Annotated in this window: 13 protein-coding genes; 7 read left to right on the top strand and 6 right to left on the bottom strand. The window is 40.1% G+C overall.

What is annotated here, in order from left to right:
- Positions 1–239 precede the first annotated feature (239 nt).
- The 7 genes from Q1A47_RS04300 (at position 240) to dltD (ending at position 6,982) form a co-directional block, all read left to right on the top strand.
- Positions 240–1,982: a HAMP domain-containing sensor histidine kinase gene (locus tag Q1A47_RS04300; RefSeq protein ID WP_166530285.1), complete on the top strand. Its 1,743-nt coding sequence runs from the start codon at positions 240–242 to the stop codon at positions 1,980–1,982.
- An 81-nt stretch (positions 1,983–2,063) separates the two neighbouring features.
- Positions 2,064–2,735 (top strand): response regulator transcription factor, encoded by a 672-nt coding sequence (locus tag Q1A47_RS04295; protein WP_166530284.1) that lies wholly within the window; start codon positions 2,064–2,066, stop codon positions 2,733–2,735.
- Positions 2,736–2,749: 14 nt separating this feature from the next.
- Entirely contained in the window at positions 2,750–2,896 is a 147-nt protein-coding gene (locus Q1A47_RS04290) for a teichoic acid D-Ala incorporation-associated protein DltX (protein ID WP_080668743.1), read from the top strand.
- A gap of 17 nt (positions 2,897–2,913) precedes the next feature.
- Entirely contained in the window at positions 2,914–4,416 is a 1,503-nt protein-coding gene (gene dltA, locus Q1A47_RS04285) for a D-alanine--poly(phosphoribitol) ligase subunit DltA (RefSeq protein WP_166530283.1), read from the top strand.
- The gene (gene dltB, locus Q1A47_RS04280; protein ID WP_166530282.1) at positions 4,413–5,570 is read left to right on the top strand and encodes a D-alanyl-lipoteichoic acid biosynthesis protein DltB; all 1,158 of its coding nucleotides are present in this window, start codon (positions 4,413–4,415) and stop codon (positions 5,568–5,570) included. Before dltA ends, dltB begins: the two co-directional genes overlap by 4 nt.
- 15 nt (positions 5,571–5,585) lie before the next feature.
- Complete coding sequence (dltC, locus tag Q1A47_RS04275) at positions 5,586–5,822, top strand: D-alanine--poly(phosphoribitol) ligase subunit DltC (RefSeq protein ID WP_026682562.1); 237 nt, start codon at positions 5,586–5,588, stop codon at positions 5,820–5,822.
- Entirely contained in the window at positions 5,822–6,982 is a 1,161-nt protein-coding gene (gene dltD, locus Q1A47_RS04270; RefSeq protein ID WP_166530281.1) for a D-alanyl-lipoteichoic acid biosynthesis protein DltD, read from the top strand. The genes dltC and dltD overlap by 1 nt, the downstream gene beginning before the upstream one ends.
- Positions 6,983–7,411: 429 nt before the next feature.
- Here dltD and iolG read toward each other — a convergent pair whose 3' ends face one another.
- From iolG to iolB, 6 genes are all read right to left on the bottom strand, one after another.
- Positions 7,412–8,422, bottom strand: coding sequence for an inositol 2-dehydrogenase (gene iolG, locus Q1A47_RS04265; protein WP_166530280.1), 1,011 nt, complete (start codon positions 8,420–8,422; stop codon positions 7,412–7,414).
- A gap of 73 nt (positions 8,423–8,495) precedes the next feature.
- Complete coding sequence (gene fba, locus Q1A47_RS04260) at positions 8,496–9,356, bottom strand: class II fructose-1,6-bisphosphate aldolase (protein ID WP_166530279.1); 861 nt, start codon at positions 9,354–9,356, stop codon at positions 8,496–8,498.
- Between the two features lie 90 nt (positions 9,357–9,446).
- Positions 9,447–10,334 carry a myo-inosose-2 dehydratase gene (gene iolE, locus Q1A47_RS04255; RefSeq protein WP_166530278.1) on the bottom strand — a complete coding sequence of 296 codons (888 nt, stop codon included), beginning with the start codon at positions 10,332–10,334 and terminating at the stop codon, positions 9,447–9,449.
- Between the two features lie 22 nt (positions 10,335–10,356).
- Positions 10,357–12,273 (bottom strand): 3D-(3,5/4)-trihydroxycyclohexane-1,2-dione acylhydrolase (decyclizing), encoded by a 1,917-nt coding sequence (iolD, locus tag Q1A47_RS04250; RefSeq protein ID WP_166530277.1) that lies wholly within the window; start codon positions 12,271–12,273, stop codon positions 10,357–10,359.
- Between the two features lie 27 nt (positions 12,274–12,300).
- The gene (gene iolC, locus Q1A47_RS04245) at positions 12,301–13,281 is read right to left on the bottom strand and encodes a 5-dehydro-2-deoxygluconokinase (protein WP_166530276.1); all 981 of its coding nucleotides are present in this window, start codon (positions 13,279–13,281) and stop codon (positions 12,301–12,303) included.
- 180 nt (positions 13,282–13,461) lie between these two features.
- Positions 13,462–14,280, bottom strand: a complete 819-nt coding sequence (gene iolB, locus Q1A47_RS04240) for a 5-deoxy-glucuronate isomerase (RefSeq protein WP_166530275.1) — start codon at positions 14,278–14,280, stop codon at positions 13,462–13,464.
- Positions 14,281–14,352 lie beyond the last annotated feature (72 nt).

Below are 14,352 nucleotides of genomic sequence, written 5' to 3'. Positions count from 1 at the left end.
CTGATCCGCGTATGCAATAAACAAGCTATATCACTAAGATATTAAATTGCCTTTTGTGTAATTCATATACTGATTATCTTTGCCCATGATCCCCCTCTTTTCTGGAGATATGCAGGTACAAAAAAGATTCCGCAACTTGAAAAAAATGTGTACAATATGCAGGGGTATATGTGGACACATAAATAACATACCCATAGCTTAAGTTATTAAAAAACGCTTATGAAATAAAGGAGTATAACATGAGAAAACGCGGTATCACCGTTAAATTATTCGCTGTGACAGCTTTATTCTTTTTGGTGTTTTACGCCATGATTATGATATTTCAGTTATTATTTTTTGATCGATTTTATCAGCATCATAAAACAAAAGAAGCAGCAAAGCACATACATCAGTTAGCAGAAGCTTATGAGAAAAATTCCTGGAGCGAAGCGGAACTGACAAAACAGACACTCTCTTACATGAGAGAGACCAAAAGTCCGTTGACGATTGTGGACGCAGAAGGTTTTCAGCTGGTGCAGGATCCGTTTAACATCATGCTGGAAACAGAAGACGGCAAAATTGTGGAAATATCGCTCTCCTTACTCGTCACAGATTACGGAAAACAGCTGCGCGCATTACATATCGCAAAAGGAGATACATTGATTGTGCAAGGAGAAGCAGATGCCATGGTTCCTTCCGTCATTTATCCATCTGTTATTACAAAGAATACGTCTAGTGTCGGTGAAGATCTGGTCGATAATGAAGTGACAATCGAAGGGGAAGTAAAAAGCATTTCGCTGCCTAAGGCTGGGATGTGGAATAGGGGGATCGGACTTCTCTATGATGCACTGGTGGAATGGTTCCCGCTTGAGAAGGCGCAGATAAAGCAGCTTTCTAAAGGGGAGAGCCTGCAGCTGGACTGGGTAGAGTCATGGAGTGGAAAACATAATTTAGTACTAATTGAGCCGTTTGAGAAAGATGGAGAAATGCAATTTATGTTCTCTGTCACATCTCTTCAGGAAATTAGAGACACTAATGAATCACTTCAAGTATTTTATGTATATCTAGGAATCGCAGGCTTTATACTCATCCTATTGCTGTCGCTATTCTACTCACGTCTTGTTAGCAGACCGCTGATTAAGCTGAATGAAATGGCAAAAAAAATGGTGCATTTGGACTTCTCATCAGCAAAGCCGATTAAGCAGAAGGATGAACTTGGGAGCCTTTCAAACAATATGCTGGTTATGGCACAAAATCTCGATGTCGCATTAAATGATTTGAAACAAGCGAATGGAAAGCTAAAGCAGGATATGGAAAAGCGCGAGCAGATGGAGAAGGAGCAGCGCGAGTTTTTTGAGCATGCATCACATGAATTAAAGACACCGCTCAGCATTGTCAAAAGCTTCGCAGAGGGGCTGCAGGATGGTGTCAGTCCGGATAAGCGAGATCACTATATTGAAGTAATTATTGAAGAGTCGGACAAGATGGAAGTGCTGATCAAGGATATGCTGGATTTGGCTAAGTTGGAAAACGGTGCAATCCGATTAAGAAAAACATCTTTTCTACTTAGTGAAATGATTGAGAGCTTGGCAAATAAACTATTTTGTATCGCGAAAGAGAAAAATGTCATAATTGAAATCATGCCGAAGAATGAACAGCCTGTTTTGGCGGATTATGAGTGGATGGAACGAGTAATGCAAAATCTCCTTATCAATGCTGTCCGGCACAGTGAGAGCGATTCTGTCATTTCGATTCGAATCGAATTAGATCAAGAAAACGGTGACAGTGTATTGTTAATTGAAAACAAAGGCAAGCAAATACCGGAAGAGCAGCTGGATGAGATCTGGAAACGTTTCTATCGGACCGAATCCTCTCGAAGCCGAATGACAGGCGGTACAGGATTGGGGCTAGCTATCGTCCAGCAAATTCTAGACCTGCATGCATTTCATTACGGAGCGGAAAACATGCCTGACGGTGTGCGTTTCTATGTTCGTTTCAAATAATGGGATAAATTACTTATTAGGACACATAAAAGACATATAACCTTGTTAATTTATGTATATAGAGTGGAAGGAAGATTCACGATGGGAAAGACAGTGTTGCTTGTCGAGGATGAAGTAAGAATCCGGGAAGTTGTAGCCGATTACTTCAAAAAGGACGGCTGGGAAGTGTATGAAACGGATAATGGTAGCAGTGCTATCGATTGGTATGATGCGGTTTATCCGGATTTAGTCATTCTCGATATCATGATGCCGCAAATGGATGGTTTTGCTGTTACTAAGCAGGTGCGAAAGAGATCTGGCGTACCGATCATTTTGCTGACAGCGAGATCTAGTGACGATGATAAAATTCATGGGTTTGAACTTGGAGCCGATGAGTATGTAACCAAGCCATTTAGTCCGAAAGTGCTAGTCGCACGTGCTAATTCTTTAATGAAACGCGCAACCGAACATTACCTGCCCACTGGTCATATGATCAGCTTCGGTCAAGCAATCGTTAATATGAAGTCCCATCAGCTTCAGCTTGAGGGCAAACAAGTAGAATTGACGCCAAAAGAATATGAATTATTGGTGTTCTTGCTTCACCATAAAAATAACGTCCTTTCACGTGAGGCAATTTTGAATCACGTATGGGGGTTGGACTTCGATGGTGATAGTCGCGTTGTCGATACACATATTAAAAAGCTGAGAGCTAAGCTAAGCTGTGAATCACATCACATCAAGACTGTTATTGGAACCGGCTATAAATTTGAATAAAAGGAAGAGAAAAGATGAATAAACTCAAGCAGCTGTATGCGCACACTGGTGTCCGTTTTGCTTTGCATACTTGTTTTTATCTGGCAATTCTTGTCACCTTGTTTTTGATGTACGGCTTCCATACGGCTAATACAGGCAACTATATCTATAATGATTTCTAAATGGAGAAGATAATAACATGAAACTTTTAACACGTATTGCACAGCATGCGGCAAGCAACCCGGAACAGACGGCATTTCGTACAGAGGACCAGGTGCTGAACTACGAATTGCTTTGGGACAGGTCGAGCAGACTGGCAAGCTTCATACATGCCAGACAGCTTGGACGGCAGACACCAATTGTTGTATATGGTCATATGGGAACCGATATACCGGTATCTTTCCTCGCCTGTGTGCAGGCTGGCCACCCTTATATACCGGTAGATGCATCCATTCCAATGGAACGGATGCGCTATATCGTGGAAAAATCCGGTGCAGAATTAGTAATTAATACAACAGATAGCAGCCTGGAATTTGATAATATCGCTGTTTTACACGTGTCAGCACTGCAGCTGGAAACAGTAGAGCCTATTGGTGATGAATATTGGGTCCAGCCTGATGAAGTTTTTTATATCATTTATACATCCGGCAGTACGGGAAATCCAAAAGGTGTTCAAATAACCGCTGCAAATCTGCAGTCATTTACTAACTGGATGACAGGTGACTTTCCGTTAGAGCAAGGAAAAGTGTTCTTGAATCAGGCACCGTTTTCATTTGATTTGTCTGTCATGGACTTTTATCCAGCGTTGCAAAGTGGCGGTTCGGTTCATGCATTGGAGAAAGATGTAATCAATAAGCCAAAGCTTTTGTTTGAGAACTTGAGTCGCTCGGCATTGCAAATTTGGACATCGACGCCATCCTTCGTACAAATGTGTTTTCCGAATCCGGACTTTAATGAAAAAATGCTTCCTGAGCTTGAGGTATTCCTGTTCTGTGGTGAGGTACTGCCGTTAGCTGTAGCCAAAGAGCTGAAAAAACGTTTTCCGAGAGCGAGAATCTTTAATACATACGGACCTACAGAAGCAACGGTTGCTGTGACGTCTGTTGAAATTACGGAAGAATTGCTCGCGAAAGAGAAGGCATTGCCGGTTGGCTATCCAAAGCCCGATATGCGTATTCTCGTTGTGGACGAATCGGGAAATCTGTTACCTGAAGGTGAAAAAGGGGAGCTTATCCTTGCAGGGCCAAGTGTGTCAAAGGGCTATCTGGGTGAGCCGCTGCTGACAGAAAATGCATTCGGCATTATAAACGGAATGAACGCCTATCGTACTGGAGATGCCGGCTTTATTCAGGACGGCTTGGTGTATTGCCAAGGCAGACTGGATTATCAAATCAAGCTGCACGGCTACCGGATGGAGCTGGAAGAGATTGAATTCCACCTTAATCAATCTGATTATATTAAGGCTGCCATTGTTATCCCTCATGCGCCAAACGAGGAAATTGAATACTTGATTGCGGCAGTGGTACCAGCCGATCATGACTTTGAGAAGGAATACAAGCTGACAGCTGCTATTCGAAAAGATCTTGCTTTGCGCTTGCCGGCATATATGATCCCGCGTAAGTTCACGTATCATACTGCTATTCCAATGACGATGAATGGGAAAGTAGACCGTAAGAAAATGAAGAAAGAGGTATTCGCATGACCCCGTATAGTTCTTTCCTTTTCTTTATCATTCTAGGTATTTTGCTACTGCCGACGATGATTCTCGGCACAATGGGTAAGCAGCTGCGGTATTACAATGTGTTCGTCACCATTGTTGTATTGGCTATTATATTTTCAGGAGGGGACGCAGGCTTCTTCTCGTTAGTAGCCTTCACCATTCTTCAGGTTGTACTGGTCAAAGGCTATATTACTTATCGACAGACAAAGAATAGCAGCCTCGTATTCTATGTAATAAGTTTTCTATCGATCCTGCCTTTGATTTTATCCAAGGTTTTGCCGATTTTAGCAGTGGATAACTGGGCAAGCTTTCTGGGTATTTCCTATCTGACATTCCGAGCTGTTCAAATCATTATTGAAACAAGAGATGGATTGATTAAGGATCAGCTCTCGATTTTTCAGCTTGTCAATTTTATGCTGTTTTATCCAACAATTTCATCAGGTCCGATTGATCGCTTCCGCCGATTTCAAAAGGATGAAGAAAAGCATTGGACACCGGAGGAGTACAAGGAACTGCTTTATAAAGGGATTAACAAAATCTTCCTTGGTTTTTTGTATAAATTTATAATCGGCTACAGCATCAATACGTACTTCATTATGAATCTAGAATATATAGCGGATTACAAGTTTATCTATCATCTGTTGTATATGTACAGCTATAGCTTGTACCTGTTCTTCGACTTTGCCGGCTATACGGCGTTTGCAGTCGGAGTCAGTTATATGATGGGAATCCGGTCACCGGAGAACTTTAATAAGCCATTCATCAGCCGCAACATCAAGGATTTCTGGAATCGATGGCATATGTCACTGTCGTTCTGGTTCCGTGACTATGTGTTCATGCGCTTCGTCTTTTTAATGAAGAAGAAAAAATGGATACAGAACAAAATGCTCGTCTCGAATCTAGGTTATATTCTGCTGTTCCTGCTAATGGGAGTATGGCATGGTTTAGCGATTCAGTACATCATTTATGGAGCATATCATGCCTTGATGATGGCCGGATTTAATTTCTTCGAGACCTGGAATAAAAAACATAAACGCTGGCCAACAGGAAGAGCGATGACAATTGTGTCTATCGTTATCACTTTCCATGTCGTTTGTTTCGGTTTTTATCTGTTTTCTGGCAGACCATTTCAATAAAAGGGGAATATGAATATGAATTTTAAAGAAAAAGTACTACAGGTTATTGCAGAAGTTTGTGAAGATGATGTTGTGAAAGAAGAGCATGATTTGGATATATTCGACGCAGGACTGATTGATTCATTTGCGACAGTAGAATTACTTGTTCAATTCGAGGAGCAGCTTGATATCAATGTACCGATTACGGAGTTCGATCGAGATACATGGAATACACCAAATGCTATCGTTGATCGTCTGAATGAGTTGAAATAATGAAGAAGAAGTATTTTTTTGGACCAATCATTCTTGCATTGGTCCTGTTTGCCGGGGGCGTACTCGTACCCGTATCATGGCTTGCTAAGTTAGTTCCGGAGGATCGTTTGGAGGAATCGGCTACCAGTCTGGAGTCAAATATGTTCCAAGGAACATATTTGCAAAGTGAAATGCTCAAACATTCGACGTATGTTCCAATCTATGGTTCTTCCGAATTGTCGCGCTGGGATCCATTCCATCCATCAAATTATTTCGAAACGAATGCCGCTGCCTTTACACCTTATTTAATAGGAAAAGGCGGGATGACCTCTATTATTCATGATTTAAACTTTGCCACGCATGCTGATCAATTGAAGAACAAGCAGATGGTCATCATCGTATCGCCGCAATGGTTTGTAAAGCATGGTACAGACGAGCAGCATTTTGCACCCAACTATTCCGCTCTGCAAGCCTACCAGCTTCCTTTCAATAAGGAAGTGGACGAGCAAGTGAAACGAAAATTGATGCAACGCCTGATAACGTATGATGCGGTTAAGAACGACACGATACTTTATCAGCTTTATGATGCTTATTTGAATGACAAAAAGGTTAAGTTTAATATTTTTTCAGTTTCTGCAAAGGCTTATATATCCTTACTTAAGAAAAAGGATCTGTATTTCACACTTCTGAAGGATAAACCAACTAATCGGCATCAGTCAAACGAAGTGAAGGACAAGACGTGGGAAGAACTGCAGGCACAAGCTGATGCTTATGGCGAGAAACGGACACAGCATTCCAAATTTTATATTGATGACAACGTGTATAAGTACAGGAAGCATTATATCAAGGGAATGAAAGGAAAGAATAAAGGACATTCCTATGCAGAATCACTTGAGTATGATGATTTCCAGCTGATGCTTGATATTCTCAAGGAAGCTAATGCCGACCCTCTTTTTGTCATTATACCTGTGAATGGTGCGTATTATGACTACACAGGCTTCCCCGAAAAAGGACGGCAAGAATACTACACTCGTATAAAGAAGCAAATTAATGATAGTGGCTTTACTTACGCCGATTATTCCGACCATGAATACGACCCTCATTTTATGCGTGATACGATTCATATTGGTTGGAAAGGCTGGGTTTATTTAAATGAGGATATGCAGAAGTTCCTTGAATAGCACTAGGACGATTCACCTAATAGGTGGGTCGTTTTTGGTTTGCCCAGCATGGGCGGACTCTCTAAGGCCTGAAAGTCCCCAGTTCGACCTTGTAGCGATACGTACATAGTCAAAAGCAAGGGTGTCCACGGGTGACGTGGAATTTGCAGGAAGCTCGAGGCAAACCTCAGGTCTGAATAGAAAGCATATAGGAGGCAACGTATGAGACGATTTCGAGACAATCTAAACAAGCGAGCATATGTAGATCCATTAAAAACAAGGAGAATAAACGGTTGATGGTCAATTCAAAGGTCCCTTTAGGGATTCGTTGGTAAAGTGCCCTCATAGGACGAAATTAAAACCGCCCGTAAAACAGGCGGCTAGTTACTTCAGTTCCCATAGTTGAGTTTTATACGATCCATGAGAAAGTATTGTATCTAGTATCTAAACTTATTGAAGCTCACTTAATTCTACCGTGCGATTTTCCTTCCAGGAAATTTTAGCAGCCTTTGCTAATAACTCAGCCTGTAATCCATCCTCGAATTTAGCTACAACTGGTTTATCTTCTAAAATAGATTGTGCAAAATCATGAATCTCAGCGATGTATCCTTTATTATAACGCTCAAGGAAGAAATACATTGGCTTATCTTCTGTAACAGAAGCGTTTGTGCTTACTTTAACATTTGTCGGCTTCTGATTTTCAACTTGGACCATTCCGTTGTTGCCGAATACTTCGATACGTTGATCATATCCATATACTGCTTGGCGACTGTTATCAATAACTCCCAGCGAATCATCTGCAAAGGTAAGTGTAATAATTGCCGTATCTACATCATCATTACGTGAAAAACAATCATTCACCAGAGAAGAAGCCTTTACTGTGATATTTTTAACATCCTGTCCAGATAAGTAGCAGATCATATCAAAATCGTGAATTGCCATATCGATAAATAATCCTCCGGAGCGTTTTATATATTCTTCTGGTGGAGCTTCTGGGTCACGAGAAGTGATTTTAATAACATGTGGTGTACCAATGTCACCATTGCGAACAACATCATGTGCTTTTTTGAAATGTGTATCGAAGCGACGGTTAAATCCTACTTGGAATTTTACGCCTGTTTGTTTAATCACTTGTAAGGTCTCTTTTGTTTTCTCGATATCAAAGCTGATTGGCTTTTCACAGAAAATATGTTTATGGTTCCTTGCAGCTTTTGTAATAAAATCAATATGTGTATCAGTGCTTGAGCAGATAAACACAGCATCAATTTCCGGATCATTCAGAATATCATCCGCATTCTCTGTGATAATAGGAACTGCTTTTAAATAATCTATATCGCTTAAGTGATTAGTGTCTACATCTGAAATAGCTTTTAGCTGATAATGCTCGGATAGAAGAATGTTTTTGGCATGCAGCTTTCCGATACGTCCGGCACCAATGATGCCTACAACTACTTTTGACATAAATTAATTCCCCCAAGTCGGTAACTGTCTATATGTAGAGGCAGTCATGTTATTTATGAAACGTTTATTTCTATTATAATGCTTTGTTGGAAGTACCAAATAAATGTATTTTCTCTGCTACTACCCTTTCAATGGCACTCATCCCTGTTTGCATGATTTCCGGGATATTATGTGAATCTGGATGTAGTTCCAAATATTTACGTACTGCTTTTGTCCAAGCTTGATTACATTCGGTATTTACATTGATTTTTGCATGACCATATTCAATTGCTTTAACAATTTGATGTGAAGGTATTCCAGATCCTCCATGCAGGGCTAATGGAATTATATTCAAATTTGTGGAAATCTCCTGCATTAAATCAAAGGCCAATTTAGGCTCGCCTTGATATATGCCATGAACAGATCCAAGCGCTGCTGCAAGCAAGTCTACTCCAGTTTCTTCTACAAGCTGATAGCATTCCTTGGGATCTGCATACTTAATACCAGAAGTTATTCCGTCCTCTGTACCTCCTACAGAACCGATTTCTGCTTCAACAGATACATTCTGCTTTTTGGCGTAATCGACAACTTCTTTCGTGTTAGCAATGTTTTCTTCCAAGGGCAACTTTGAACCGTCGTACATTACCGAACTGTATCCTGCGTCAACTGCTTCTATACAGCGTTCTACAGATAGTCCGTGGTCGAGATGTAGAACAACAGGTACAGTGATTCCCATTTCTTCAACCATTTTTTTAGTTGTGGTAGCAATCAATTTAAATCCGCCAAGATAATCAACAATTCGATCCGTAGAAGCTAGAATAACGGGAGACTTTTCTCTTTCTGCTACACGTAGGGTTGCTTCTGCCCATTGGAAATTATTTATGTTAAACTGGCCAATAGCATAGTGCTTTTTCTTTGCTTCAGGCATCAGTTCTTTTAATGATACAAGCGACATACTTTAACCTCAATTCTTGATAGACTATATCCAGATGTCCACTTCAGCATATGGACTTGACGTGAACATCCTCTTAACGATAGTTGTTACTTAGTTTAAAATGTTTTCATCAATGTACTTCCGAGCCATTATTGCATATTCAAGTGGATGAGCAATTTCCGGGTCTTGCTCAGCTTCAACAACAATCCAGCCACAGTAGTTATGTTCTTGTAGCTTATCAAAAACTTTTTTAAAGTCGATACCGCCATCACCTGGAACGGTAAACATTCCAGCAAGAAAAGCGGATTGGAATGATGTACCATTTTCTTTGCTAGTTTGCATGACATTATCACGAATATCTTTAAAATGTACATGTTTAATTCGGTCAATATGTTTCTCTAATAATGGCATATATTCTTTATCAGAGGCATAAATATGACCAGTATCATAAAGTAAGTGAACCATGGCAGGATTTGTGTTTTCCATTAAGCGGTCCACTTCTTCTAATGTTTGGACAACGGTTCCAAGGTGATGGTGATAGACAAGCTTTAAACCATAGCTATTTGCTATTTTACCAAGGACATGAAGGCCGTTCGTAAGCTGCTTCCATTCTTCATCTGAAAATGTTGGCTTATTAGCAAAAACATTTTGTGCTAACCCTTGAATACTGTAGGTTTGCTCGGAAACGACAGCAACGGCTGCATTAACTTTTTTTAAATAGGTACAATGCTTATGAAAAGCTTCAGATGCTTTCTCGATACCATCTCGAACAATAAAGCTGGAAAACCATTGACCAGCGATTTTTAAGTTACGAAGTTCAATTTCTTTTTTTAATGTTTCTGCATCAGGAAAGAAGCCTCCAACCTCGGTACCTTCAAACCCTGCTACAACAATATCGCTTAAAAGGTGAGATAGTGTGTTAGCTTTACCAATTTCAGGTATATCATCATTACGCCATCCGATTGGGGCAATTCCCCATTGAATATCCTGTTTCCCCATAGATCATCACGTCCAACTTCGATTAATATTGTCTTGCATTATCGCGAACTTGCTGTGTTTTTGCGTAAGCTCTTTGTACGCTTTCTCTTTCTGAAACTTCAGCTACACCTACATTCCACCAACTGCCATCGTAACCATCTGTCATTGTTTTTGGCAGCACTTTTATTTCAATTAGCGTAGATATACTTTGCTTTTTTGCGTCTTCCATAGCTGTAGTTAAATCTTCCAAATTATTTACAGAATAGGTTTTCAAACCATATCCCTCGCCAATTTTACTGTAATCAATATTCATGATTTCGTTATGCAAATTACGGAATTCTGTTCCTGTACTTCCATTTCCGTGATCCATTTGCAAATTATTGATACAGCCAAATCCAGAATTATTGAATAGCAAAAGGTTGATTTTTTTATCATATTGAAGTGCTGTCACAATTTCAGAATGAAGCATTAAGAAGCTACCATCGCCAACAACAGCATACGATTCCTTGTCAGGGTTCGCTAATTTAGCTCCTAAAGCTCCGGCAATTTCGTAACCCATACAAGAATAGCCATACTCTAAATGGAACGTATTCGTCACATTAGCATTCCAAAGACGCTGCATATCACCTGGAAGGGAGCCTGCTGAAGATACAACAATTGCGTCGTCATCGACTATATCGTTGATTTTAATCAATGCGGCTGTTTGTGTTAGTTCCGTTTTTAGAGCATCTGCATACGCATTTAAAATCTCTTGACTGAAATGCTCCGAAATTTCTGGTGTGAAATTATCTCGATTGAATTCGATTCCAGCTAAGCGATTGCGTTCCTTCTCCCACTCAAGTCTTAATGCATTCATTTCTTCAGCGTAGCTTGATTGATAGTCACCAATATGTTTGTTAATTAATTGCAGTGTTGCTTTGGCATCAGCTACAACTTGAAAACCATCAAATTTATATGCTTGTCCTCGATTTACATTGATATTAAAAAATGTTGTATTATCAAAGTCAAACAATGTTTTTGATGAAGTCGTGAAATCTGAATACCTCGTACCGATTCCGATAATTAAATCAGCATTCATTACCGCTTTATTCGCAGCAGAAGTACCTAAAATACCATTTCCACCAAGATTATTATTGTGAGTAAACGCAACGGTTGATTTTCCAGCGTGTGTTTCTACAATTGGAATATTCGCTTTTTCGGAAAGCTCTACTAATTCATCTCTCGCTTGTGAATACTTAGCACCGCCACCAACTAATAGAACTGGACGTTTACTTTGAGTAATGGAGGATATTGCTCCATCTAATTCCCGTTGCGTCGGCAATTTGCGATCTACATAGTGAACCCGTTTATTAAAAAAGCTAGTCGGATAATCATAAGCCATTGCTTCAATATCTTGAGGCAAACAAATGGTTACAGGTCCGGTTGTTGCTGGATTAGTTAATACTTCAAACGCTCGTAACAACGCGCTCATTAGTTGTTCTGGTCGATCAATACGGTCCCAATATTTTGAAACGGCTTTGAATGCTTCGTTGGTGGTTATATCTGTACTATGCTCATGCTCTAATTGCTGTAGAACAGGGTCTGGCTGTCTTGTTGCAAACGTATCTGCCGGTAAGAATAATACCGGGATATTATTTGCGAAAGCAGTTCCTGCCGCAGTTAACATATTCGCTGAACCTGGACCTGCGGATGCAGAAACACCAAAAATCTTTTGGCGGAGATGCTGTTTGGAAAAAGCAATTGCTGCATGAGCCATCCCTTGTTCATTCTTTCCTTGATAGCTTTTTAGATGACCTGGATTATTTTCAAGAGCTTCTCCTAAACCTAAAACATTTCCATGTCCATAAATGTGGAAAATACCTTCAACAAAAGGTGTTTCAATACCATCTATAGAAATAAATTGTTGGTTTAAAAATTTTACTAGCGCTTGCGCAGTTGTTAGACGGATTCTTTTACTCATTTGTTCAACCTTCCTTTCTCTTGAAGTTTAAGAACGCTCGCGAATAAGCTGTTCAATTTCTTCTACAGTCGGCATTGCTTCGGAAGAGCTATGCTTGCTGACTACGATAGAAGCAGAAGCACTACCAAATTTCAAAGCAGTTTCATAGTCTTTTCCTTTGATAAGCGCATAAAGGAATGCAGATGCATAGGAATCTCCGGCACCAAATGTTTTTAATACCTTTGTTTTGTATGCTTGACCGCGGTGAACTGTTCCATCTGGCTCGTATGCATAAGAACCATCAACACCATGCTTGATAACAACAAGCTCAGTATGATGCTGGAATAAGTGATGAATCGTTTTTTCGTTATCACCTGTAGAATTAAGCTTTTCCATTACATCGTATTCGTCACGTGTACCGATAACGACATCGGATTGCTCAGCAACAAGAGAATAGTAAATAGCTGTTTCTTCAGTTGATTTCCATGTATATGGTCGGTAGTCTAATTCAAATATGACTTTTACATCATTCTTTTTAGCGTATTGAATGGCTTGCAATACCGCTTCACGAGATGGGCTTTGTGCAAGTGCAGTGCCAGAAACAAGAAGCATTTTTGCTTTTTTAATATAATCTTCATTTACTTCTGTAGAATCTAAATAAAGGTCTGCTACTTTATCACGATACATTAAGATGCTACATTCTTCTGGACTTAGAATTTCTGTAAACGTAAGTCCGGATTTATGTCCATCGGTATCAAAAACGATATTGGAAGTATCAATTCCTTTATCCTGCATATATTGCTTGATAAAGTTGCCATGCTGATCCTGTGAAATTTTTCCGATAAATCCAGCTTTTAATCCTAATTTTGAGCTGCCGATAGCTATATTAGCAGGTGAGCCGCCAACGTATTTTGTAAACGTCATTGTTTCTTCCATTGGACGGTTGTATTCGTTTGCATTTAAGTCAATAGCTGCACGGCCAATCGCGATAATATCGAATTCTCTATCCTGGTTAAGTGTAAGTGACATGATTTTCGCTCCTTAAATTGTGAATTTTCATAGAGGAACCGTCCGCGTCCTATTTTATAAAAATAGAAAGAGGAGGGACGATTCAAAATCTATTAATCCAGAAAACCTAAACTATGGCATGATTTCATTTTCATTCTGGAATAGCCACGTCCAGCCCCAAGCGCTTTCCGCTTTTGGTTTTTAATCTCTATCAATAATCCATTCGTGGTCTTTTTCGTTATGGAATTTCCAAATACGTTCTGGTCCCGCCATGACATTTAAATAGTAGGAAGCATAGCCATCTGGAACGCCGACTGGATGATAGCCTTTCGGAACAAGGACAACATTTGCGTTTTCTACAGCCATTGTTTCATCTAAAGAACGATCCTCTGTGTACACACGTTGGAAAACAAATCCTTGTGGAGGGTCCATCTCATGATAATAGCTTTCTTCCAAGAAGGACTCTTCCGGGAGATTATCCTGATCATGCTTATGCGGGGGATAGCTTGACCAGTTAGCTGTTTCTGTAAATACTTCTACAACAAGCAAGCTGTTTGCAGAAGGGTCAGAGTCTGGCAAAATGTTGTGTACCTGACGTTTGTTATGATACTTGCCTCGATGCTCTACCCCATTATCCTCAGCTTTAATCAGCTTTGTCGGCAGCTCTTTATCGGATGGGGCAAAGCATAGTGCTACACGAGCTTCTGTAACGGCTGTAATCGTAGCTGTTTTATTGTGGGAAATATAAACACTGTCCGTTGGTTTTCGTTCAAATACACTGTCACGCGTACCGATTTCCGAGAAGCTTTGATATCCATCTGTGACAGTGATTTTTCCTGTCAGTGCCACAACGCAAAGTTCTAAATTAGTCAGCTTTTCATCATAGCTAGTATGAGGTTCTAAATCAACAACTTTAAAACCGACATAATGAAGATCGGAATTTTTCTCTGTCACTTCATGAACAAGCGTCACGCCGTCTGCTAGTTTATTATTTTCAGGTTTTCTTAGTAAATGACTCATAACGGACTCCTTTCAATATGGGCTGAGGCCGGGGTAGTGGGATAACAAGCCCCAACCTCGTGTTAATACTGG

This window comes from uncultured Virgibacillus sp., from assembly GCF_947495635.1.
In the GTDB taxonomy this organism is placed as follows: domain Bacteria; phylum Bacillota; class Bacilli; order Bacillales; family Amphibacillaceae; genus Virgibacillus; species Virgibacillus salarius.
This window is presented reverse-complemented; position numbering and strand designations above follow the sequence as displayed.